Consider the following 23,054-nt stretch of genomic DNA (forward strand, 5'->3'; position numbering starts at 1 on the left):
AATATGCTTTCGTGGTATGATCAGGAGATAAATGCGGGGATGCCTTCGACTGTGAATGGTTTTCCCTGTAGCTTTTCCTAAAATGAAATGATTCGGTCGCCAGATATGCAAGCCACGGACTGTGATTGTGTTCTGAATGGAAATGATTTCCATCCCGGTTAAATAATCTCCGATCAGGAGAGCAAGAGGGCGTAGGCTATTGAAGGTGGATGTTGATGTTCGCAGGCTGTCAGCCGCGCCGTTTGATAGGTCGGTGAAGCTATTGCCGCGCGATCAACTCATTCGAAATATTTCGATTGCGGCTACTGACGGTAACGTTACAGCTGCGGTGGAAATGCTTGCGACCTTTGCTGGCGCGTCGCACTATCTTCTGGCGCGTGAAGATCTTCTTCAGGAGGCTGGCCTCAATTTCATCATCACATCCGATTGGCCATTCGATCTCGTGCGAAGGCTGGGTGCGGAGCTGACCAACAACCAGAACCGCGTCAGCGAGATGGAAAAATGCCTGGCGCTTCTCAAGCCGCGCATGCTGTTTCTGCCTGACGATGCTGTCATTCCCCATGGCGTTGACCGAAAATACTGCGCCTTGACCTTTTGTGTCGGTCGCGTTCGTTTTTCGCTGCTTTTGCTGTTTGTGGAAGATGGCGTACCGGTGGATGACCGCCTGCGCGAGGCCGCCATGCTGGCGGGTTATTTTGCAAGCTCTGGCATTATCGCCGAATCTCGGGTCGAGCGTGACATCGATTTGACCGAGCGTGAACTCGAATGCCTCTTCTGGATCGCGGAAGGCAAGACCAGCGACGAAATGGCAACGATCCTTGGAATTTCCCGCAATACCATCAATAACTACATTACCAGCGTCATGCGTAAGACAGCAACAAAGACCCGCTCCGAGGCCATTGCCTATGCGGTTCGAAATAATCTTGTATGAGGGCGCGTGGGATGGGCTATTATAAGGAATCCGAGGCATCAAACGGCGAATATGCCGGTTCCACCCGTGCAAATGTCTCCACCAGCCGATCTGATCTTTTTCCCAAACTGGTCGCGATACAGCGGATTCTCGGCGCGAAGAACTTTGTGGTCCTGCGTGCAGTCGCCTCGGGTTTTCCAAACAAACGGAAACTGTTCTGCGAGATAGAGAATTGGGGCATCAACGCCAATGAGCAAAGCGCCCGTCTCGTCCAGTCCATGGGGGAGCGACTGCTCGACCACATGGAGCACTCGCTGCTGCCAGTAACTTGGAAGAGCGAAAACGGTTCGGGCTTCGCAGAGATACCTGACGTTCCCGCGCTGATGGTCAGGCTCGTCAACGATGATCTTTCCTATGCGGGACTGGCTCTTCCTGCGCGTCTAGGGACGATTGGCAACGGGTATGTAGTGTTTTGTGGTGGGAACCTGCTGCTGGATAATGAGATGGTTCTTGAGCAGCACATCAAATGCACTGAAATCATGGTCGATCTGCTTGCACTTGATGAGCGTCGTGTAACGCCTGCGGAATCTCTGAGCGAACGAGAGGTCGCCTGCCTTCAACTTGCGGGCGATGGGCGCATCAGTGAGGAAATCGCTGTCAAGCTCGGCTTATCGGTTCACACCGTCAACGCCTATCTCGGCTCGGCTACCATAAAGCTCGATTCGGTCAACCGAATCCAGGCGATCGCGAAGGCGATCCGTATGGGCTACATTCATTAAAGCGAAGGTCACTGCACGGTTTGGCGCGCACTATCTGATCATTTCGTAGTCAGGTCGTGACCTGAAAACCGTGTTTGATTTTCAGGTCACTGCGTCGGTTTATCTGACGAGGAAAGGCTCGGTGCGTGCGGGCAGGGCTGGCACGTCGAAGTGATCGGGTGCCTTGCCTGCTTTTGCCTGCTTGCTCATCGTCTCATAGGCAGCCTCGAGATGACGGCAGTAGCGTTCGGCGTCGAAGAGCGGGCTTGTGAAGCGGTTCGCATTGATGCGGGCGCGGATTTCCTTCAGCTGTGATGGGTCCAGAGCATGGGCAACGGCCTGATCCACATAAGCCGCTTCGTTTTCGGCAATCAATTCCGGTGTTCCGATCGCGTGTAGCAGGCTTTCACTGACGCGCGATGCGAAATTGGTGCCCTTTATCGTCAGAACGGGCAGGCCGGACCAAAGCTGTTCCGAGGTCGTCGTATGTCCGTTGACCGGGAATGTATCGAGCCCGAGATCAGCGACGGTGATACGATTGAGGTGAAGTTCAAACTCCAGCTTGCCCATGAAGAAGACGCGCTTTGCGGAAATTCCCATGGCGATGAACTTGGCGAGGATATTCGTCTTGCTATCCTGGCTGTTGTGCAAAATCCAGATCACGCTGTTGGGTGCGCGCTTCAGAATGTCACACCAGAGCTCCACCGTGCGTGGCGTGATCTTACGGTTTGCGTTGAACGACGCGAAAACGAAGGCGTCTTCCGGCAGACCGACATCGCCACGACTGATCTGTTTCGCAAGGGGTCGATTGATGGGATCGTTGGGCTGGTAGCTGTCCGGCAGGCGGACGAATTTTTCGTAGTAATGGGGCTTTGAGCTGTCTGGCAGCACATGATGGTCGCCGATGACGTAGTCCAGATCGACATTGACTGTCGAGCCTGGAAAGCCAATCCACGCCACCTGCACGGGAGCTGCACCCATGTTCAGGATGGCCGTGCGGTTGCCAGCCGTGTGACCTTTCAGGTCAACGAGGATATCGATGTTACGCGCCTTGATTTCGGCGAGGGCCTCTTCGTTGGTCATGTCTCTGATGGTGACGACATTGCCCCACAAGGCGCGATCGGCCTGGTTTGTCTTCAGCAGATCCGGATCTGAATGGCAAAACAGGGTGACCTCAAAGCGGTCGCGGTCGTGCAGTTCAAGAACCCGACGAATAAGCTTCATGGTGGCGTGTTTGTCGAACAAGTCGGAAGAGAGATAGCCGATCCGGATCTTCTGTCCCCACTCATGCGGCATCTGATGCCGTTTGGCGGTCATCTCTGGCGTGAAAGCAGGGGTATTGCTGCGCGCCAGCTGGTTGATGTGTTCGTTATCGCTCCAATGGATATTGAAGAACGTGCCATCGAGTGAGATGAAGGACGTATCTCCAGCGGCAACGGCGGCATCGATTATGGGTTGGTGCTTTTCGATCGCATCGAACTTGCTGTGTTCGCGGCAGAACACGAGATACATCAGGCGAACGGCCTGCTGGCGCGGCAACTTCGCCAAAAGCAGGCGCGCGGTCTCGATGTCCTTCGGATCGAACAAATCCCAGGTCGTGATAGCGATCCGCGCACCAAGCTTGATGTGCTCGATGGTGTCGCTTTTCATCAAGATATTTTTGAGAGCCCGGGCAATGCGCGGCTCGCCACGCTCCAGCAGGACTGTTCCGACGATATAGGTGATATCGGGGTATTTGTGGAATTTGTGGATCAGCTTGTTGGACAGCGCGAGCGCTTTGTCTTTTTGTCCGCAGTCGAAGTAGAGTTTGATGCTTTCGACGAGATAGCTCTCGGCGTCCATACCGTCCTGTTGATATGCGAGTTCGTAAGATGTCGCGGCCTGCTCAGGCATTCCGATCCGTAAACAGGTTTTCGCCAGCAGCGCATAGGTGCGCGCATCGCGTTTTGTGTCGATCAGCTGGTTCAGCGTCGAAAGAGCCTCCGTGTATTGGCCCGTCTTGAAATGTTTCGATGCGGCGGAATAGCTGATTTCGTTTAACATTTGTCTCGTTCTATCCTCTTGCCGTCTTTGTTTTGGGACGCTAGCCCGTGACGGACGCAGATCTTGGCGATTTAGAGTTTTGATAGATACTGCACGAACCTTGCTTGAAACAGGTCTGCTTGCGCCTTGCCTGCTTCATTGTGGTTAACCCCTGTCTCAGGCCATTTGCGCAACATTAACCAACAAAATCGACGGGTCTGGGGATATCCCTGAAATTAAGAACTTGGAAATGCTTGCCGCGCATTTTGAACCTGCGTGGCGGGTTTGGTGTCCAGTAGAAAACGGAACCGAGTGGCATGATGCCGAACCGTTCGCGCCGGTACTCGTAATCCGGCATGTCCCTCTCTTGTACCGCGTTTTAAGGGGCAACTTATGTCTAGCATCAACTTCAATTCCAGCGCCAGCTCTGCTCTCCAGACTTTGCGTAGCATCAATAACGACCTCGGCAAGACCCAGGATCGCGTTTCCACCGGCCTGAAAATCGGCGACGCTTCCGACGGTGCTGCATACTGGTCCATCTCGACCACGATGAAGTCCGACAACAAGGCACTCGGCGCAGCAACTGACGCACTCGGCGTTGGCGCAGCCAAGGTAGACACAGCCTACGCGGCCATGGACAGCTCGATTGACGTCGTCAACGAAATCAAGGCAAAGCTGACAACCGCCAGCGAAACATCTGTCGATAAAGAGCAGGTTCAGCTCGAAATCACTAAGCTTCAGGAGCAGCTGACAGCTATCGGTCAGGCAGCTTCGTTCAACGGTGAGAACTGGGCTGTTCAGTCTTCCGACAGCTCGACGACAACCGTTGTTGACGGCTTCATTCGCAACACATCTGGCGCGGTCAAGGTCACAACAGCGACCTTCGACTCTGGTTCCTACGCAATGTTCTCGACCATTGCCGGTGGCGTTGGCAGCGGTGGCATTCTGTCTGCCGTCATGACCATCGCTCTCACAAGCGTATCGACGCAGGGCCAGATTGACGCTTTCCTGACCACGGTTGAAACTGCACTTGGCTCGCTGACGAAGGGTGCAGCTGCCCTCGGTGCTCTTTCGACACGTATCGATCTTCAGGACGAGTATTCCAGCAAGCTGAGCGATGCCATGGAAGCCGGTATCAGCCGTCTGGTTGACGCTGACATGGAAGAAGAATCGGCAAAGCTGTCGGCTCTCCAGACACAGCAGCAGCTGGCTATCCAGTCGCTGTCCATCGCCAACTCTTCGTCTTCGAACATTATTTCTCTGTTCCGTTAAGACGATTACGGCAACTGAAAAAACTGGCCGGACCGCGAGGTCCGGCCTTTTGCGTTTTGGTTCGTTAACAAAGTATTACTCATTTTATTTAGAAATTAACTAAATTTTTATACAATGTTTGGAAGTCCTTAACCTTAATGATGTTAGATCGGGTTATCGAAACGACGGCCGGAAGTTAACTATAGTATTCGGCAGGCATGACGCTGATCGTTGTTCACCGGTGAACCCGGGATGTCCCTTCAACTATACTTGCCAAAGGGGCAATTAATACTATGACCAGTATCTTGACTAACACATCTGCCATGTCTGCTTTGCAGACTCTCCGCACAATCAATTCTGACCTTTCCACGACACAGGACCGCGTTTCGTCCGGTCAAAAGGTTGGCAAAGCTGCTGATAACGTCGCCTACTGGTCGATTTCCACGACGATGAACTCCGACAACAAAGCGCTCAACGCTGCGACGGATGCTCTGGGCGTTGGTGCTGCCAAGGTTGATACTGCCTATGCCGCCATGGACAGCTCGATCGACGTCGTCAACGAAATCAAAGCGAAGCTGACAACCGCCAGCGAAACATCTGTCGACAAAGAGCAGGTTCAGCTTGAAATCACCAAGTTGCAGGAACAGCTGACAGCTATCGGCCAGGCCGCTTCGTTCAACGGTGAAAACTGGGCTGTTCAGGGTGACACATCCTCCCAGACGACTGTTGTTGATGGCTTTATCCGTGACTCCGTTGGCTCCGTTAAGGTTACGACTGCGACCTTCAACGCTGGCTCCTACGCAATGTTCTCGACCATTGCCGGTGGCGTTGGCAGCGGTGGCATTCTGTCTGCCGTCATGACCATCGCTCTCACAAGCGTATCGACACAGGGCGAAATCGATGCCTTCCTCACGACTGTTCAGACCGCTCTGGATGGCCTGACGGACGGTGCAGCTGCTCTCGGCGCTCTCTCTTCGCGTATCGACATGCAGGATGACTATTCCAGCAAGCTGAGCGATGCGATTGAAGCTGGCGTAAGCCGTCTTGTCGACGCTGACATGGAAGAAGAATCTGCACGTCTTTCGGCTCTTCAGACCCAGCAGCAGCTGGCCGTCCAGTCGCTGTCGATTGCCAACTCTTCTTCGCAGAACATCATGACCCTCTTCAGAGGTTAATGATTTTCAAATTGAACGAAAAAGCCGCGCTTTTGCGCGGCTTTTTTTTTGGAAAATTAACGAGGAGAGAATTGAGAATTTTCCAATATTAACAGTATGTTATCAGATATTAACAGTGATTTTCCGCCTTAATCTTCCATTCATGTAAGTAAAAAAAGCCCTACGATTAAACCTTTGTTAACCATAAACCTGTTTTCTGTGGTCATCGAAACAGCGCACCGAACAATTGGGTCGGTAAGCATGAAGCTGACTGCCGCGTTTCCCGGCCTGACCGGAATGTCTCTTCTTAAAGAATTGCCAAAGGGGCGCCCTGAAGATGACCAGTATTTTGACAAACACCTCTGCAATGTCTGCTCTTCAGACGCTGCGCTCGATTAATTCAGACCTTTCCGGCACACAGGACCGCGTTTCGTCCGGTTACCGCGTTGCCCAGGCGAAAGACAACGTAGCTTATTGGTCCATTTCGACCACGATGAACTCCGACAATAAAGCGCTGAATGCCGCTTCGGACGCTCTGGGTGTTGGCGCTGCAAAGGTCGATACCGCCTATGCGGCCATGGAAAGCGCGATCAGCGCCGTCGACAATATCAAGGCAAAGCTGGTCACCGCCTCCGAAGAATCGACAGACAAAGACCAGATTCAGCTGGAAATCGGCAAGCTTCAGGAACAGCTTTCCGCTATCGCCCAGGGTGCTTCGTTCTCCGGTGAAAACTGGATGGTGGCCGGTGATACGACCCAGGCAAGCGTTGTCGATGGCTTTATCCGCACCTCCGATGGCGGCGTAAGCGTCACCACGGCGAAATTTAACATCGGTTCCTACGCCATGTTTGGCACCATCAATGCCGACGGTGTGGGGGAAGCAGGTATCCTCGGCAGCATCATGAGCGTGCAGCTGACCAGTGCTTCGACGCAGGGCGACATTGACGCCTTTATGGACATCGTCGAAACCGCGATGAGCGGACTGACGGACTCTGCTGCAGCCATCGGCGCGCTTCAGACCCGTATCGATTTGCAGGATTCTTATTCCGCCAAGTTGTCGGATGCGATCGAAGCCGGTGTGAGCCGTCTGGTCGACGCCGATATGGAAGAGGAATCGGCCAAGCTGTCGGCACTCCAGACGCAGCAGCAGTTGGCGATCCAGTCGCTCTCGATTGCAAACTCCAGCGCCTCCAACATCATGTCGCTCTTCCAGCAGTAAAATATATTTTTTCAACATCAGAACCGCGCCCTCTGAAAAGGAGGCGCGGTTTTTTCATGTCGGTGGTCCGTCAAGACGCAATAGCGTGTCACCGGCCCCATCACGCAAGTTTCGCTATAGCTTGGGCTTGTATATGGCTTGTAACGGGATTCACATTTCGTTAACCCTAAGCCATGCAGCGATCATATCGCTTCGCACCTATGCCTCTTCATGATGAGAGCGCGGCTTTCGCCAGATAATCTGGCATGTCCTATTACTCCCTGCCCAATGTAGGTACCATGACCAAGATCATCTCCTCCGGCACCGTGCAGAGTGCACTTCAGACGCTTTTGTTTAGCGATGACACCCTGCAGAAAACGCAGGAACGCGTCACGTCCGGTTACAAGATAGCGTCTGCGGCGGATAATTCCGGGTACTGGTCGACGGCCACAAACATCAAGTCGGATTCAAGTGTTTTGACAAGCGTTGGCGATGCCCTCAATCTTGGCGCATCCAAGGCCGATACGGCCTATGAAGCGGTAACGTCTTTGATTGGTGTGGTCGATCAGATCATGACGCAATTGACGACGGCATATGAGCCGGGTGCGGACAGAGGACAAATCGACGGCGCGATCAGTGCGCTGAAAAACAACCTTCAGTCCGTGTCGCAGGCCGCCAGTTTCTCGGGCGACAATTGGCTGTACAACACCGCTGAACAGCTTCCCGACACCAAGTCCGTGCCGTTTTCGTTTCACAAGGATGTGTCCGGCGCGATTTCCCTGCAATATCTGAGCGTTGACACCACCCAGACCACAATGGTGGATACCAGCGACGCAAGCAGGGGTTTGCTCACCGCAGGCATTGACGCCAGTGCGCGTAATCCCGACGTCACCTCTCCCGCGCGAGAATACTATCTCCTGGATGCGGGATCAGCGAGCGGAGTGACCGGTACGGAAATCGCCGTTTCGGACACGACGACGAATGATGAACTGGATGACATGGTTTATGTCGTTGGCCAATTGCAGAAAAAGCTGAATGAGCTGGGAGGCTCTCTCGGTACGATGTCGAACCGGATGGACCAGCAAACCACGTTTGTCAGTTCGCTGAAAGATTCTATGGATAAAAGCGTGAGCCGCTTGGTCGACGCCGACATGGAAGAAGAGTCGACAAAGCTGACGGCATACAAGACGCAGCGTGATTTGGCAGTGGAGGTGGTGTCCATGGCGAACAACCATCGCAAGAGCATAGCGACTCTCTTCGGATGATGTGCGGTGGGGTTCATCCTCGCACAAGTTTGAACCTCTACTTTCGGACACTGAATTGCTGCCGGGTTTTCGCGCTCTCACGGAAAGTGCGACGTCGCTCCGCTGGCTGTATCTAAATGCCTTGGATTATTTCATGACTCTCTTCTCCATAGAAAAGACAAGCGCGATATTGGGCGAGGTGCGGCTATGAGCGGAGCGCTAGCGAAATATCTCAAGGACTTCAGCCAGTTCGTCCCGCCGCCTGAAGCACCAAGCGTATTCGAGCCCGAGACATCCGTATCTTCCTTTGAAAGTGCCTGGCTGCCGGAACCCGAAATCGCCATCGATCTCGATGAGGAAAAGCGCAAAGCTTTTGCCGAAGGCGAAGAAACGGGCAAACGGGAACAGCTTCTCAGCCAAGAGGCTGAACTGGAGGCACTGCGCGCCCTTCACAGCAAAGAGCTGGAGGCGATGCAGACTCGCTACGAGGATGAGATTGCAACGCATCTGGCTACGTCTGTCATATCCATGAAGCAGGCGATTGCCGGAAATGTCGAGGCAGCCTGTTTTCGCCTGTTCGCCTTGGTGATGGAGCGGGAGCTCGCGAAAACGACTGCCGCAGATATTTCAGCCGAGATCACTCGTGAGATTGAAGGCGGGTATGCTGGGACGATCAAGATCACCGGTCCAGAGCATCTCTTGTCCAAAATCCGCGACGATTTAGGCCCGGTCGACAATCAGGTCGATTACGACGAGTCAGACGATATTGATATTAAAGTTCAACTGGATAGCTCAGTCTTAATGACGAGACTGGCGGAGTTCTTCCAGAACGCACGGGGTTTGGCTGATGAGTGAAGGCGAAAATCACCATCACGGCAAAAATGAAATCATCATCGTCAAGCGTCACAAGGGTGACCACGACGGTGCGCATGGTGGTGCCTGGAAAATCGCCTATGCGGACTTCATGACCGCTATGATGGCCTTTTTCCTTGTGATGTGGCTGGTCAATGCCGCCAACGAGGAAACCAAGGCCTCAGTCGCCAGCTATTTCAATCCGATCAAGCTGACGGACGAGAAGCCCGCCGACAAGGGAATGAAGCAGCCGGCAAAGACGGCAAAGGGCGAGGATTCGCAGCAAAAATCCGATACCAAAGCCGAAAAGTCTCACGATGCTGCCGCAGCGGCCAGCGGCGATGACATGACATCGTCTTCTGGCGACAAAACGGCCTATTCCGAAGCCGCGTTTTTCGAAAACCCTTACGCGGTTCTGGCTGAAATCGCGCAGGAAGTCGGACAGCAGGCCAATGTCAGCGCCAAGGGCGAGGGCGGTGCCAGCAATTCCGGTCCATCGACCGGCGCGTCCGGCGGTGAGGCCTATCGCGACCCGTTCGATCCGGACTTCTGGAGCAAACAGGTTGACGTGCGCCCCGATCAGGGCGGCATAGCGATCCAGGATACGGCTCTGCCTGAAAAGGCACAAAAGAAAACGGATCCAAAAGCGGTGGTCGCGTCACAGGACATGGCCAGTGTGATCAATGACAGCGAACCGTCTCCGCCTTTGAAGGCCACGGATGTCAAGGCGCAGAAGGTCGATCCGGGCTCGGTCGATGAGATAGGCGAACCGTCTTCGAAACAAAGCAAGACGAAGGTTGGGAAAACAGACGCTTCTGCAAAATCGACAGCAGATGCCGCGCAGGAAAAGACGACGGAGGAATTGCGCGACGAGATTGCCCAGCAGGTCTCCGGTGTTGCTGGCAAACTGGCCGAAGGCATCGTCGTCACACCGGCAGAAGGCGGAACTCTGATCACGATTTCTGAAAAGGCCAATACTGCCATGTTCGGTATCGGCTCTGCCGTGCCGCAAAAAGATCTCGTGCTGGCCATGGAAAAAATCGGCCAAGTTCTGAGCAAGCAGAAAGGTGCTATCGTCATTCGCGGACACACGGATGCGCGGCCCTACAGCAGTGACGGTAAAGACAACTGGACGCTGTCGATGGATCGCGCTCACGCGGCTTACTTCATGTTGTCTCGCGGAGGCTTAGACGAGACGCGCATCAAGCAATTGTCCGGCTTTGCCGACCGGCGTCTGCAAACCTCAGACGATCCGCTGAATGGTGCAAACCGTCGCATCGAAATATTGCTAGAGGATAGTTGAGGCAGCGGATGATGAAATCGACCCGCATTGCTGTCTTGTTTCTGGGTATTCCGTGGCTGGCCAGCGCCAGTCACGGATACGCTCAGAGCGATCTGCCGCCGGCCAAAATCCTGCGATCCCTCCAGTTCGTTCAGGACTCGGTCGTCATGGGCGATCACTCCGCGCGGGAGATGCAGAAATATCTTCTGGAAACCATCGACTCGACCTTAAGAACGGCCGACGCGTCGATCTTCGAGGATTCACGAAATGCGGATGCGGCGCTCGCCTACATCATGAGTGGCGGCAACCCGCAAACGCTTGATTATCTCGTTGCGCGCGACGTTCAGGGACATTTCGATTCCCGCGTCATCAACGTTCTGCAGAAATATTTCAACGGGCGCGGCGTGCAAGTCGAAAAGATCATCACCGATATTCTTCCCGAATATCGCAAGGGTGTTCTCGGCCCGTATCTGATGCTGATTGCTGGCAACATTGCCGTCACCAGAGATCCCGCGGCGTCGCTTGTTTTCTTCGATGATGCGCGTCTTACGGCACCCGGTACGATAATCGAAGAGGCTGCGTTGCGGCGATCGATCATCGCGATGATACAGACCAAGCAGCACGAAAAGACCCTCGAATACGTTCGAAAATATGCAGTGAGATTTCTGCATTCGCCCTACGCATCACAGTTCGCCGATCTCTTCGTAAGTTTCGTTGTCGAAAGCTTCGGGTCGGTTTCCAAGGATAACATCACGGAAATCGCGGATTTGATGGATCCCGAACGGGCCGAGGAAATCTATCTGCGCATCGCGCGTCAGGCCTCTTTACGAGGCCAGGTCGAGCTGGCGCGTTTTGCGACGGACGAGGCGAAGGCGCTGACATCACAGACTGGCGATACCTCGCGGGCACCTCTGTCGGCGCTGTATTCCGGCCTGGCAGACGTTCCAAGCGGCGCCGTCCATAGTGCCAGCGAGACGCTGGCGAGCATACCCAACGACGAACTGTCTTCGCGCGATCTTGCGCTCCGTGATGCAGCCAGATCGATTGCCGAACAAATCGTAAGAGCGCCGGCCTCTGCAAGCCCGCCGGAAGGCATTGGGGCAGGCCTGGCAGATGATGGCAAGCCTGTCTTGCAGGCCAGCAATGATGATGCCGACCCACAGAAACAGTCAGGGCAGGCCGTTGCTGGAGCACCTTTGAGAGAATTCTTCGACAAGAGCCGCGCTCGCTTGAACGAGATCGATTCCTTGCTGGAGCAGGAGGAGAGATAGAATGAATGTCTTAAAGACTATTCCCGGTAATGCTGAGATTGTCAGTCAGGCGAGCCGTCAGGACAGAGATAGCTCGTCGAAGCGGGGAGGATCGGGCTTTTCCGATACGCTCGACAAGGCCGCTCCTTCCAAGCAGGCTCCGGCCAGCAAATCTGCAAATAGCAATGTCGACGCTGCACAACCGGCAACGGCTACCCAGCCCGATACCGCAGAGACGCCTGTCGTCGCTGCACCGACTGCGGCCGTCAACAAGACCATCACCACGCCGGGAATCTTTCTCGAGGCAACGAACGCTACAGTCGTTCCGCCAACCACACAGCCGGCGATACCTGTTCCGTTCGATGGGCTTCAGAATGCCAAAACCGTGCAGGCTGGCCCGGTCGCTATCGCGCCGCTCCTTGAGGCCACGGATGAAACTGTGCCGCTGCCGGTGATGAGCGATTTGGCGAAGCTCGTCACTGCATTGAGTAAGACATCTGCTTCCTCTGCACTTTCTGAAACGGACGGTACTGTCGAGAGTGGCGACGATGTGGATGATGTGGATGTTGCCTTGCCCGAGGCCTCCAGCCAGAACAACGATCTTTTGACGCTGCTTGCTTCGACAGTGATGCCGATCGAGCAAACCACCCAGCAGAACGCACCTCCGGCCCGCGGTGATGGAAACTCCGCATTGGGTACCGTGTCAGGCGCGGCGCTTGGTGGTGAGCCGATCGATGAAAGCGCGACGACCAGTTCAACGGTCGTGCGATTGCAGAAGCAGGATGCGTCGGCTCTCGATCTCCATTTCGAGACTAGCGAGGATGGATCTGCGAAGGTCGACGTATCGAAGGCTTCAGGTGATGTTGCCGATGTTGTGCAGGTGGTGGAGAGCAGACGATTTGTAGGATTGGCACCGACATCCAACGCAGCAAGCATCACGACGGCGATGGCGACTGACCCGGAATGGGCCACAGCCATGTCCGGCCAGACGAGCAACTCTCCGATGATCTCGAGCACAGGGCAGGTCGTCCACGTCTTGAAGATCCAGATGACACCCGTGGACCTGGGGCACGTTACCGCCGCCATGAAACTGGTCGGAGATGAGCTCAGCGTGCAGCTGACCGCACACACGCTCAAGGGTTATAGCGAGCTCCAAAAGGATAGCTCCGGCATTCTGGATGCATTGAAATCACAGGGCTTTACCGTGGAACAGGTAACGGTAACCCTTGCCAGCGGTGCGGACCGGCAGGACAGCGGTACCAACAATAACCGCCAGTCCGCGGATACGGGCCAGCAGGGTGCGCAACAAGGGCAGCGCGGCCATGAAGAAAAGCAACAGGAACAGTTCTATCGGCAGCCGGGAAGCAACGCCAGAGAGGAGACCATCAGCCATGAAAGCGTTTCACGCCCTGAAGTACCTGCTCGCGTTGCCAGTGCTCGTCCTGACCACGTTTACCTGTGAGGCTTCTCAACCGGTCAACACGGTCGATTGCGAACGGCAAATACATGCTGCGGCAGATCGCTACGGGATACCGGAAGGTATTCTCTATTCGGTCGGACTGACTGAAACGGGACGCAAGGGCTCTCTGAGCCCCTATGCCATCAACATTGAGGGCAAAGCGTATTTCCCCGAAAATCTGCCGGCTGCCTACCGCTTGGTCGAAGATGCCCAACGGAGCGGCGCGAAGCTGATCGACATCGGTTGCATGCAGATCAACGTCTATTTCCACGGTGCGGAATTCAACTCCGTTGCGGAAATGTTCGACCCCTCCAAGAACGTCGCTTACGCCGCACAGTTCTTAAAACGGCTCCATGATCGTCATGACACATGGACGATGGCAGTCGCCAGATATCATGCGGGACCCAATAATGACCCCGCCCAACAGCGTTATGTTTGCCGGGTCATCAGCAATTTGATCGCCACGGGGTATGGCCAGTGGACTGCCAATGCGAGAAATTTCTGCTTGGGCTGAGCAACCAAAAGTTGAGTATGGTTCAATTAACCAGACCTTAAACAAATGCGGCGAGATTCTGACAAAAAAGGCAAGGCAAGCGCTAAGTGGGTTGACTCGCACTTTTCCCCCGAAAAAATATCCTTAATTTTGGAATGGCATACTATATATAGATCAAATCGGGACAATATGGTTAATCAATTATTAATTAATGTCTGTGATTTTTTGTAGTTGTGAGAGATTCCCGCGATTCGTACACCCTAGCATGTAGATTGGCTACACTGATTCGGAGGCGGACGAATGATCGTGGTAGTTGATGAGCGGAAGCTTGTTAAGGACGGGTACACAGCCCTTTTTGGGCGCGAGGGAATTCCCTCAACTGGATTTGATCCAGCTGAATTTGGCGAATGGGTAAACACGGCAGCGGACTCAGATATTGCGGCAATCGAAGCGTTCTTGATCGGTCAGGCGGAAGCAACTCACGAGTTGCCGCGGGCTATTCGTGATCGTTCTCAGGCACCGGTGATTGCGGTCAGCGACCATCATTCTTTGGATGCTACCCTGGCGCTGTTTGACTCGGGCGTGGACGATGTCGTCCGCAAACCGGTACATCCACGTGAAATACTTGCTCGCGCGGCAGCTATTCGCCGTCGCCTGTCGGTTCTCACGCATTTCACAGATGCTGGACCGATCCGGGTATTCTCGGATGGACGCGATCCAGAGGTGAGCGGTGAAGTTTTCCCATTGCCGCGCCGTGAGCGCCGAATTCTCGAGTATTTAATCGCAAACCGCGGACGTCGCGTTTCGAAAGCACAGATTTTCAACGCTATTTACGGTATTTTCGATGAGGAAGTCGAAGAGAACGTCGTTGAGAGCCACATAAGCAAGCTGCGCAAGAAACTGCGCAAGAAGCTAGGCTTCGACCCGATCGATTCTAAAAGGTTTCTTGGTTACTGCATCGATTGGGCGTGACTATACGCCTCTAAATCTTTGAGTTTATTCCGAAATCAACTCTGCAAGTCCCGCGCCGCATCTCCAAAAGAGTGCGGCGTTATTCGTTTCGCCTGGGCGGAGGCGACAATCGAGATGCTTTAATTTCAACACTAACGGCAGGTCTCGAAAAAGGTTCCACGATAAATTTTATTTTCTTCGGCTTTTCTAACAGAGAGAAAAACAGACAGCCTCACGCAAGGCCCACATCCTAACTTTGGTACAGATAAGAACAGAGGATTCGAGATGAGCCTTTTTGGAACGATGAAAACTGCCGTGTCCGGCATGAATGCACAATCAAACAAGCTGGGCACTGTCGGCGACAACATCGCGAATTCCAGCACGACCGGCTACAAGAGCGCATCGACTGCTTTCTCTTCGCTCGTCTTGTCCTCCAGCGGCGGTAACTACAATTCCGGCGGCGTCGATACCAACGTAAAGTACTCGATCTCCCAACAGGGCGCGGCGGTGGCCACGCAATCGTCAACGGACCTTGCGATCAATGGTGATGGCTTCTTCGTTGTTCAGGATACGGCCGGCAATATCTACCTGACGCGTTCCGGCTCATTTACTGCCGACGATAGCGGTAACCTCGTCAACAGTGCCGGCTTCACACTTCTCGGCTATGAATATACAGGCACCACACCAACCACTGTCATCAACAGCTATGACGGTCTTGTTCCAGTCAACGTTTCGGCCAACGGCATGACGGCAACGCCTTCGACCTCCGGTTCGCTGACGGGCAACCTGAGCGATTCCGCTCCGGTCGTGGATCCCGCGAACCTCCCGAGTGATAAAGATGCGACCGTGGTTGTTGATCAAATCAGCACGTTGAAGACGTCGGTCACCGGTTATGACGCTCTCGGCAACGAAATCAAATATGATTTCTATTTTTCCAAGACGGCAGACAACGAGTGGGAAGTTAGCGTGTACGATGCGAAATATGCATCCAGCACCGGCTCCTTCCCTTATTCTCAGGACCCCTTAGTCGCTGGTGAGCCGATGTCTTTTGACCCCGATACGAAGACTTTTGATCTGTCGAGTGTCGTCATCGACGACCCGAACAATGACACCAGCATCACGATCGACTTGTCCGGCATGACGCAGTTCGCGGCAACTAAGTCGACAATGGAACAAGGTAATGTAAACGGTAACCCGGCTGAGCAGGTACAGTCCATCTCCATTACTGCCGATGGCACCGTCTACGCAACTTATGCCAAGTCCTCTGCCCGCGCTCTTTTCCAGATCCCGCTGGCCGATGTCGCAAGCCCGGACAACTTGTCAGTCCTTTCAGGAAACGTTTTCCAGACAAGCGCAGACTCCGGCGTCGTGACGCTCGGTTTCGCCGGCCAAACAGGTTTCGGTACGATCGCCTCCAAGCAGCTCGAGTCTTCGAACGTGGATATCGCCACCGAGTTGACGGAAATGATCCAGGCGCAACGCAGCTACACAGCCAATTCCAAGGTATTCCAGACGGGTTCCGATCTGATGGAAACTCTTATCAACTTGGTACGATAACAGTTTTAAAGGACGGGTGAATGTCGCTTGCTTCGGCGCTTAATACGACAAAGGCAACTCTGAGCAACACTGCTGTTCAGACCGGTGTCCTTTCGAACAACATTTCGAATGCCAGCACCGCTGATTACAATCGCCGCACTGCGATCACGACCACGAACGCCACAACAGGCGCAATCACGGTCAAAATCGAACGTACGGAAGATACTGCGCTTTTGAAGCAGGCACTGTCGGCGACATCTGACGACGCAGGCAGACAGACGTTCCTCGATGGCATGAACTCGCTCAGCGTCGTCTTGGGTGGCACCGAATATACCGCAGCGCCCTCCACTTACCTCGCTGCCTTTCAGGACGCTTTGCAGACCTATGCGGCTTCACCAAGTGATGTGACATTGGCCTCCGCGGCGATCAGCGCCGCGACCGATGTCGCAAACTCCTTGAATACATCGACGCAGTCAGTTCAGCAGCTCAGAGCGGATGCTGATGGTGAAATCGCCACGACCGTCGGCACACTCAACAAGCTTCTGTCCCAATTCGAGCAGGCCAACAATGCCGTGACCTCTGCCACGGCCACCGGTAACGATCCGAACAACGCGCTCGACCAGCGTGAAGGCATTCTCAAGCAGATTTCGGGGATCGTCGGCATCTCGACTGCGGTTCGCTCGAATAACGACATCGCTATCTACACAAGCGACGGTACGACGCTGTTCGAAACGACAGCGAGAAAAGTGTCGTTTGACTCGATGACCGCCTATGACGCCAGCGCCACCGGTAGCAACATCTACATCGATGGCGTCGCCGTAAAGATGGGCGAGGGCAGCAACACGACGGCTAAGGGCAGCCTTCCGGCACTTTTACAGCTGCGTGATCAGGTCTACCCAAATTATCAGGCGCAGTTGGATGAGATCGCGCGCAGCGTGATGGGTGCCTTTGCTGAAACAGACGGTAACGGCGACGCAATCGCTGGACTGTTCACGACCAAGGATGGTTCGGACGTTGATTTTTCGACTGCCGAGATCATTCCAGGTCTGGCAGGTTTGATCAGCGTGTCAGCCGATGCCACTGCGACGCCGACCAAGCTTCGTGACGGCAGCATTGCTGGCGATAGCCCCAATGTCGATGGTTCGACCGGTTACTCTGAGCTTTTGTATAAGTACGCTGCCAATCTCAACACGCAGGTCGAATTCGATCCCAAGGCAGGGATATCCACGAATGTCACCTTGCTGAGTTTCGCCACGGACTCTGCTGGCTGGGTAGAAGAATATCGTAGCAACGCGACGACGGCTGCAGAAAGCTCGTCGGCCATGTTGAACAAGTCGACCGAAGCCTATTCCAACTCGACAGGCGTCAACCTTGATGAGGAGCTGATCCAGATGCTGGATATCGAGCAATCCTACAAGGCTGCCGCAAAACTGATGTCGACGATTGACGAGCTTTTGAAGACGCTGATGGAGGCTGCGAACTGATATGAAGACCACACCCATTTCTTCTCAATCCATTAGCAATGCCATGCAGTTGACCGTCACCAATGCGCAGACGGAAATCACGAAATTGCAGACGGAAGCCGTGACCGGCACATATGCGGACGTTGGTCTGGAGCTTGGAACGCGCACATCCACCAGTCTGGATTACACGCGTGAAAGTGCTCGTCTCCAGTCGATCATGGATGCCAATTCCATCGCCGAGCAACGCATGGATGCTTCGCAGCTCGCCATGGAAAACATGTCGGCCTCGGCGCAGAGCCTTCTGAACTCGGTCATTGCCCTCAGCGGTAACAACGATGCCAGCAGTCTGAGCGTTGCCAAGACGACGGCGATGTCCACTTTGGAAAATTTCGTCAGCTATTCGAACACCGCTGTAAACGGCGAATATCTCTTCTCTGGCATCAATACGGACGCGCAGACGCTGGGTGACACGTTCATCACTGATATCGCCGACGATTTCAACGCTCAGTTCTCGGCCCAGTTTCCTGATCCGTCTGCGGTCACCGCCGACGAGATGAAGACGTTTCTGACGGACTATCAGGACAGCTTCGACTGGCCGTCATGGACAGGTGCGTCCGAGACGACCATGAGCAGCCGCATTAGTACTTCGGAAACCGTATCTACATCCACCACGGCCAATTCCGATGGTTTCAAAAGCCTTGTACTCGCAGGTGTGATATCGTCTCAGCTGGTAAACTCTGGATTGAGCGCAAGTGCGCTATCCGTCGTCAATGACACGACTACGAGCCTCGCTGGTTCTGCAATTTCCGGCATCGATACCCAGCGTTCGAAAATTGGCCTGTCCCAGGAACGAGTGGAAAAGGCGAATACCTACATGAGTTCTCAGAAGACCATCATCGACACTCAACTGACCAACCTTGTTGGCGTTGATACCTATGAGGCCTCGACGCGTCTGACCGAGCTTATGAATCAGGTCGAGACATCTTACTCGATCACGTCGAAAATACAGGGCCTGAGCCTGGTAAACTATCTCTAGTGAAAACAGAAAACACCCATGACAGGTGGCAGTTAAGACCATGAAGGAAAGATGAATGTTCCAGTTTTCATATGCGGAGATAATGGAGGATGACCCCAATATCGCCCGCGATAGAGAAAGACAGGTTCTCGACAGGTCGATCGAACTTCTCGCCATCGCCAAAGAGCGCGATCAATACGGCAAGGACGGGATCGAAGCAATTTTTTACACGAGACGTGTTTGGACCAGGCTTATCGACGACCTTAAGCAGCCTGAGAATGAGCTTCCCGTTGAACTAAAAGCCAACCTGATTTCCATCGCTATCTGGATTCTTAGAGAGTGCGAGCAAATACGCAAACGTAAATCCAAGAATTATCAGGGCATAATCGACGTTACAACCATCATCAAGGATGGATTAAAATGAAAAGCACGCTGCGCATCTCTTTGAAGTCTGGGGAAAAAATCTTCATCAACGGCGCTGTTCTGCGCGTTGACAGGAAAGTGTCTCTGGAGTTCCTCAATGACGTGACCTTCCTTCTGGAAAATCACGTTCTTCAACTCGAAGACACCACGACACCTTTGCGGCAGCTCTATTTCATCGTCCAGATGATGCTGATCAATCCGGAAGGCAAGGAGCAGTCACTCTCGCTGTTCCGCAAATCGATCACCATGTTGCTGACAACCTTCAAGAACGAAGAAATTCGCTCTGAACTGAAGCGGATTGATGCGACGGTATCGTCCGGCCGTCCTTTCGACGCGCTCAAGACCATTCGTGGCCTTTATGCGAAGGAAGAAGCCATTCTCAACAGCCATGAAATCACACCTGCGGTGGTCAATGAACTGAGACGGGAAATCGCACCATGGTAGACAGCGTCACAAGCACAACAGCGACGACGACAGCAGCAACGACGGCGGCCTCCAAGTCCGATTCGAAAGCTGCAACACTGGACTACGATAACTTTCTGCAGCTTTTGATCGCGCAGATGAAGAACCAGGATCCGACGGATCCGATGGACGCCAGTGAACAGGTCGCGCAGCTCGCGACCTTCTCCCAGGTCGAACAGACGATCAAGACGAACACCAATCTTGAAAATCTGATCTCTATCAATACCCTCTCGAACGCATCGTCTTATATCGGCAAGACATTGACGAGTGCGGACGAAAAGACGACGGGTGTCGTTGCTTCGGTGAAGGTGACGTCTGACGGTCTTACGGCGACCACAACAACTGGTGGCACGATCGTCATCGGCTCAGGCATCAAAATCGCGGATACCGCAACGACCGCGTCTTAACGGCTGATCGCGAATCATATACCGCTCTATCCAGACGGAAACGGCGTCACTGAAATTTTGATTTCTCAATTCGGCTTCGTGACGCCGATTGGATCGAGCGGACTGAAATGAATGAGGCCGACGCTCTCGACATCATGCAAAATGCGATCTGGACTGTCCTGATTGCATCCGGTCCTGCGGTATCGGCTGCCATGGCAGTCGGTATCATCATCGCGCTCATTCAGGCGCTGACGCAGATTCAGGAAACGACCCTGACATTCGTTCCCAAGATCATTGCTGTCATGGTCGCAATCGGCCTTTCCGCGCCCTTCGTCGGCTCTCAGATCGGCATGTTCACCAACATGGTTTTTTCCCGCGTTCAATCCGGCTTTTAACGCGGTTGAAGTGTGATGGGCGAGCGCGGTTTACGCGCTTGTAGTCCTCTCCTCAGAGAGCCCCGGCCATAATATTGCAAATGCCTTCGCGAACGACGGCTTTGTCGGTGACCTGACCCGCCTGAATATTGAAAACAACATCCACTCTGACGCCGGCACCTTTCTGACGGGCAACAACTCTCAGCGTCTGAATTCGGCCCGAGCCCGTTGTTTCCTGAAAGGCATCGACAGATGACAGAGCCTTGTCGATCTTCACACCGGAAAACCCTTCCGCTGAAACCGCCTGTGCGAGTTTCTGCAAGACAGTGGATGCCTTGGCCTTTGGAAACTCTTGCCAGGATTTATAGCTCATGGCTGACATCAAGGGCACGCCTGATACCTTGAAGTTCGTCTCGCAGGTTGCCGCCTGTGCAGCGCTGGCGATAAGAACTAAGCCAAAAGTCGCTACCGCAAATTTCATTGTCGCTCTCCAATGGTCGAATGCGCGCTGAAATTGTCACAATAGCCATAATAGTCAAGAGCATAACGGCAACGCAACACGAACATAAGATTGATTGCGCTCTCTTGGTTCGTCGCTAGAGCATAACCGCTTTATTGATTTTGCTGCGGTTTCTCAAACGCTATCTCAAAGTCATGGGAGAGATGATCCGATAGATTTGTCCGCCCATCCGGTTTCCAGAAAACCCGGACCAAAAAAAGGGCCCGCCGAAGCGAGCCCAAAGATTGTAATTCATATGTGTCGGTTGGTTATCGTCTGAGATCGAGGCGTTCCAAGCCAGACCTCGTATAAAAACGAGCGTCCCTAGCCGTAGGTCTCATAGACCGGCCAAATGCCATCTTCTGAAAGCCTGATGCGGAGCGTGGCACCGAAGATTCTCGTTTGCTCTGCCAGAGCCGTAAGCGAAATGTATTTTGCGGAAAACTCTTCGACCGACTTCGCGCAGATGTATTTTTGAACTCGTTTCGTTGCCGGGTTCGGCGCTTCAACAAAATGAAAGAAGTTTAGCCGCAAGAGTTCCGCGACGGTCTCCGTTGTCGTGCCAAGGCGATCTTTCGCTTGTTCTGCGTTCAGGAGATTCGAGTTACGGTCACTTGAATCGAAAACAGCGAGCTTGCGATCTGCAGCCTCTTTTTTTCGAAAGGCGAAAAGAAGAGGCTTGAGTTCAGCAATATCAACCCCAAGACCAGAGATGACGCCGGAGGCTCTTCAGTTTTCCTTGCAAGGCTAGGGCAACGACTTCCAAAATGCTGCAGAATGTCCGCCGCGTCGCGCTGTAAACGCTCACAAGAGAGCCCCGCTCTGCGTCGCTTGCCACCTGCGCTGCCAATCCCTCTGCAAACTTTTCATAGTCCGTGCGATGCACACGGGTAAAGGGGCGGATGCCAGGTTGCGCGACCTCCACGGGGGGGAGAAGCTTTGCATCGAAGATTGAGTGGAAACGGTCCGGATGGATGCCCAGCGCCGCCGCGACCTCGACCGATGTCATCGTGTCCAAGGCCGCTGACATTACCGGATGAGCCTTCTTGGTTGTTATCCGGGCTGCGGGTTGGAAAGGCAGAGGATAACGTTGCCTACTGGTCGATCTCCACCACGATGAATTCTGATAAGCACGCCATGAGCGCTGTCTCTGACAGCATCGGTCTCGCGAAAGCCGTTTTGGACACAACCTACGCCGGGATGGATGCCCGGCGTAACGCGGCAATTTACGACCGGCTGTGCCAATGACAAGGTTCAAACCTCGAGATCGACACAAAAAGCGACCACGATGATCAACTACGGTCGAACCGAAGACAATCTGTGGAACCAGCCCAGATCAGAAAACATGGGCTACCTTGATGGCATTCTGTGGAGCGCCAACATCATCTACTCGCTCACATTTGTGGACTACGGTGGCACTGTCGCCAAGAACCAGAACCAGTACACGCTGCGAAATTCTGAGCTGGCGATTACCGCTTGCGACCTCGACCGGAACGAGTATTACAACGCTTTGGTGGGGCAGATACCGAACGAATGGGAGCGGTCACCGACGGCATGGCGGCCGTGGGCTCTACCCAACAGCAAGTCGACATGCAGGATGAATTCAACAAAGTTATGATGGATAACGTGAGCAAAGGCGTAGGCCGATTGGTCGACGCCGACATGGAGGAACAGTCAGCCAAGGTCACTGCGCTGCAATCACAGCGACAACTGGCGTTCCAGGCGCTGAGCATTGCCAACCAAACTCCCAACACGGTTTTAGGTCTATTCCAGTGATCGTAACCTGATTGTTTTCGAGCTTTGTTCTCACGCCCGGAAACAGCGCAATCCATCCACCACGATACGCCGTTGCATCGGCGCTTGGCCTCGAAGACGTCTTCTGCGAAACACTGCCGAAGCGTCAGTCGGCTTTCAGAGAACTTTGCTACTGACGTGATGTAGATATGGGACGCCCGACCACCTGGTCGGCACATTTGTCAGAAAAATATCTCGTGGTTATTGCGAGCTTCCCACCCGTGCTTTCGAACTGCACTGCAACGTTTATATTGTCTACGTTTGGAAAGCGTGCGTCG

At 53.8% G+C, this 23,054-nt stretch carries 25 protein-coding genes; 21 read left to right on the plus strand and 4 right to left on the minus strand.

Annotated features, from left to right (window positions below):
* The first annotated feature begins 199 nt into the window (after positions 1–199).
* Together visN and visR are read left to right on the plus strand one after the other, a co-directional pair.
* A complete protein-coding gene (gene visN, locus CPJ18_RS21610; protein ID WP_077101561.1) occupies positions 200–931 on the plus strand; it encodes a transcriptional regulator VisN in 732 nt (243 codons plus the stop codon).
* Positions 932–942: 11 nt separating this feature from the next.
* Positions 943–1,689: a transcriptional regulator VisR gene (gene visR / locus CPJ18_RS21615; RefSeq protein ID WP_103659983.1), complete on the plus strand. Its 747-nt coding sequence runs from the start codon at positions 943–945 to the stop codon at positions 1,687–1,689.
* Positions 1,690–1,788: 99 nt separating this feature from the next.
* Here the strand turns inward: visR and CPJ18_RS21620 are convergent, their stop codons facing one another.
* Together CPJ18_RS21620 and CPJ18_RS26875 are read right to left on the minus strand one after the other, a co-directional pair.
* Positions 1,789–3,711, minus strand: a complete 1,923-nt coding sequence (locus CPJ18_RS21620) for an O-linked N-acetylglucosamine transferase, SPINDLY family protein (RefSeq protein WP_103659984.1) — start codon at positions 3,709–3,711, stop codon at positions 1,789–1,791.
* Between the two features lie 175 nt (positions 3,712–3,886).
* A complete protein-coding gene (locus CPJ18_RS26875) occupies positions 3,887–4,048 on the minus strand; it encodes a hypothetical protein (RefSeq protein WP_153366614.1) in 162 nt (53 codons plus the stop codon).
* Between the two features lie 35 nt (positions 4,049–4,083).
* On the opposite strand from CPJ18_RS26875, the gene CPJ18_RS21625 reads away from it, so the two are divergent.
* From CPJ18_RS21625 to fliQ, 17 genes are all read left to right on the plus strand, one after another.
* The gene (locus CPJ18_RS21625) at positions 4,084–4,962 is read left to right on the plus strand and encodes a flagellin N-terminal helical domain-containing protein (RefSeq protein ID WP_103659985.1); all 879 of its coding nucleotides are present in this window, start codon (positions 4,084–4,086) and stop codon (positions 4,960–4,962) included.
* Positions 4,963–5,234: 272 nt separating this feature from the next.
* On the plus strand, positions 5,235–6,116 hold the full coding sequence (locus CPJ18_RS21630) for a flagellin N-terminal helical domain-containing protein (RefSeq protein WP_103659986.1): 882 nt from the start codon (positions 5,235–5,237) through the stop codon (positions 6,114–6,116).
* 316 nt (positions 6,117–6,432) lie between these two features.
* The gene (locus tag CPJ18_RS21635) at positions 6,433–7,314 is read left to right on the plus strand and encodes a flagellin N-terminal helical domain-containing protein (RefSeq protein WP_077118716.1); all 882 of its coding nucleotides are present in this window, start codon (positions 6,433–6,435) and stop codon (positions 7,312–7,314) included.
* Between the two features lie 278 nt (positions 7,315–7,592).
* Positions 7,593–8,558, plus strand: coding sequence for a flagellin N-terminal helical domain-containing protein (locus CPJ18_RS21640; RefSeq protein ID WP_167397955.1), 966 nt, complete (start codon positions 7,593–7,595; stop codon positions 8,556–8,558).
* A gap of 186 nt (positions 8,559–8,744) precedes the next feature.
* A complete protein-coding gene (locus tag CPJ18_RS21645) occupies positions 8,745–9,392 on the plus strand; it encodes a hypothetical protein (RefSeq protein WP_103659988.1) in 648 nt (215 codons plus the stop codon).
* Positions 9,385–10,692 (plus strand): MotB family protein, encoded by a 1,308-nt coding sequence (locus CPJ18_RS21650; protein ID WP_077118720.1) that lies wholly within the window; start codon positions 9,385–9,387, stop codon positions 10,690–10,692. The genes CPJ18_RS21645 and CPJ18_RS21650 overlap by 8 nt, the downstream gene beginning before the upstream one ends.
* An 8-nt stretch (positions 10,693–10,700) precedes the next feature.
* Positions 10,701–11,942, plus strand: a complete 1,242-nt coding sequence (locus CPJ18_RS21655; RefSeq protein WP_103659989.1) for a chemotaxis protein — start codon at positions 10,701–10,703, stop codon at positions 11,940–11,942.
* Between the two features lies 1 nt (position 11,943).
* On the plus strand, positions 11,944–13,383 hold the full coding sequence (fliK, locus tag CPJ18_RS21660; RefSeq protein WP_103659990.1) for a flagellar hook-length control protein FliK: 1,440 nt from the start codon (positions 11,944–11,946) through the stop codon (positions 13,381–13,383).
* Entirely contained in the window at positions 13,313–13,894 is a 582-nt protein-coding gene (locus tag CPJ18_RS21665) for a transglycosylase SLT domain-containing protein (protein WP_077101583.1), read from the plus strand. The genes fliK and CPJ18_RS21665 overlap by 71 nt, the downstream gene beginning before the upstream one ends.
* Positions 13,895–14,173: 279 nt before the next feature.
* Positions 14,174–14,845, plus strand: coding sequence for a response regulator transcription factor (locus tag CPJ18_RS21670; RefSeq protein ID WP_077101584.1), 672 nt, complete (start codon positions 14,174–14,176; stop codon positions 14,843–14,845).
* Between the two features lie 264 nt (positions 14,846–15,109).
* A complete protein-coding gene (locus CPJ18_RS21675) occupies positions 15,110–16,381 on the plus strand; it encodes a flagellar hook protein FlgE (RefSeq protein WP_103585024.1) in 1,272 nt (423 codons plus the stop codon).
* 20 nt (positions 16,382–16,401) lie between these two features.
* Positions 16,402–17,844: a flagellar hook-associated protein FlgK gene (gene flgK, locus CPJ18_RS21680; RefSeq protein WP_077118728.1), complete on the plus strand. Its 1,443-nt coding sequence runs from the start codon at positions 16,402–16,404 to the stop codon at positions 17,842–17,844.
* A gap of 1 nt (position 17,845) precedes the next feature.
* Positions 17,846–18,859: a flagellar hook-associated family protein gene (locus CPJ18_RS21685; protein WP_077118730.1), complete on the plus strand. Its 1,014-nt coding sequence runs from the start codon at positions 17,846–17,848 to the stop codon at positions 18,857–18,859.
* A gap of 55 nt (positions 18,860–18,914) precedes the next feature.
* Positions 18,915–19,262, plus strand: coding sequence for a flagellar biosynthesis regulator FlaF (gene flaF, locus CPJ18_RS21690; protein WP_103585022.1), 348 nt, complete (start codon positions 18,915–18,917; stop codon positions 19,260–19,262).
* Positions 19,259–19,705, plus strand: a complete 447-nt coding sequence (gene flbT, locus CPJ18_RS21695; protein ID WP_062586496.1) for a flagellar biosynthesis repressor FlbT — start codon at positions 19,259–19,261, stop codon at positions 19,703–19,705. The genes flaF and flbT overlap by 4 nt, the downstream gene beginning before the upstream one ends.
* Positions 19,699–20,130, plus strand: coding sequence for a flagellar hook assembly protein FlgD (gene flgD / locus CPJ18_RS21700; RefSeq protein ID WP_077101595.1), 432 nt, complete (start codon positions 19,699–19,701; stop codon positions 20,128–20,130). The genes flbT and flgD overlap by 7 nt, the downstream gene beginning before the upstream one ends.
* Positions 20,131–20,237: 107 nt before the next feature.
* A complete protein-coding gene (gene fliQ, locus CPJ18_RS21705; RefSeq protein ID WP_067648679.1) occupies positions 20,238–20,504 on the plus strand; it encodes a flagellar biosynthesis protein FliQ in 267 nt (88 codons plus the stop codon).
* A 52-nt stretch (positions 20,505–20,556) separates the two neighbouring features.
* Here fliQ and CPJ18_RS21710 read toward each other — a convergent pair whose 3' ends face one another.
* Together CPJ18_RS21710 and CPJ18_RS26880 are read right to left on the minus strand one after the other, a co-directional pair.
* Positions 20,557–20,964, minus strand: coding sequence for a hypothetical protein (locus tag CPJ18_RS21710; RefSeq protein WP_103585021.1), 408 nt, complete (start codon positions 20,962–20,964; stop codon positions 20,557–20,559).
* Between the two features lie 712 nt (positions 20,965–21,676).
* Positions 21,677–22,012, minus strand: a complete 336-nt coding sequence (locus tag CPJ18_RS26880) for a hypothetical protein (RefSeq protein ID WP_167397954.1) — start codon at positions 22,010–22,012, stop codon at positions 21,677–21,679.
* Between CPJ18_RS26880 and CPJ18_RS21720 the strand changes: the two genes are divergently transcribed.
* Together CPJ18_RS21720 and CPJ18_RS21725 are read left to right on the plus strand one after the other, a co-directional pair.
* The gene (locus CPJ18_RS21720) at positions 21,985–22,230 is read left to right on the plus strand and encodes a flagellin N-terminal helical domain-containing protein (RefSeq protein ID WP_103659992.1); all 246 of its coding nucleotides are present in this window, start codon (positions 21,985–21,987) and stop codon (positions 22,228–22,230) included. The genes CPJ18_RS26880 and CPJ18_RS21720 overlap by 28 nt on opposite strands.
* A gap of 285 nt (positions 22,231–22,515) precedes the next feature.
* Positions 22,516–22,758, plus strand: a complete 243-nt coding sequence (locus CPJ18_RS21725; RefSeq protein WP_103659993.1) for a flagellin — start codon at positions 22,516–22,518, stop codon at positions 22,756–22,758.
* Positions 22,759–23,054 lie beyond the last annotated feature (296 nt).

This window comes from Agrobacterium rosae (assembly GCF_002915175.1).
GTDB lineage: Bacteria > Pseudomonadota > Alphaproteobacteria > Rhizobiales > Rhizobiaceae > Agrobacterium > Agrobacterium rosae.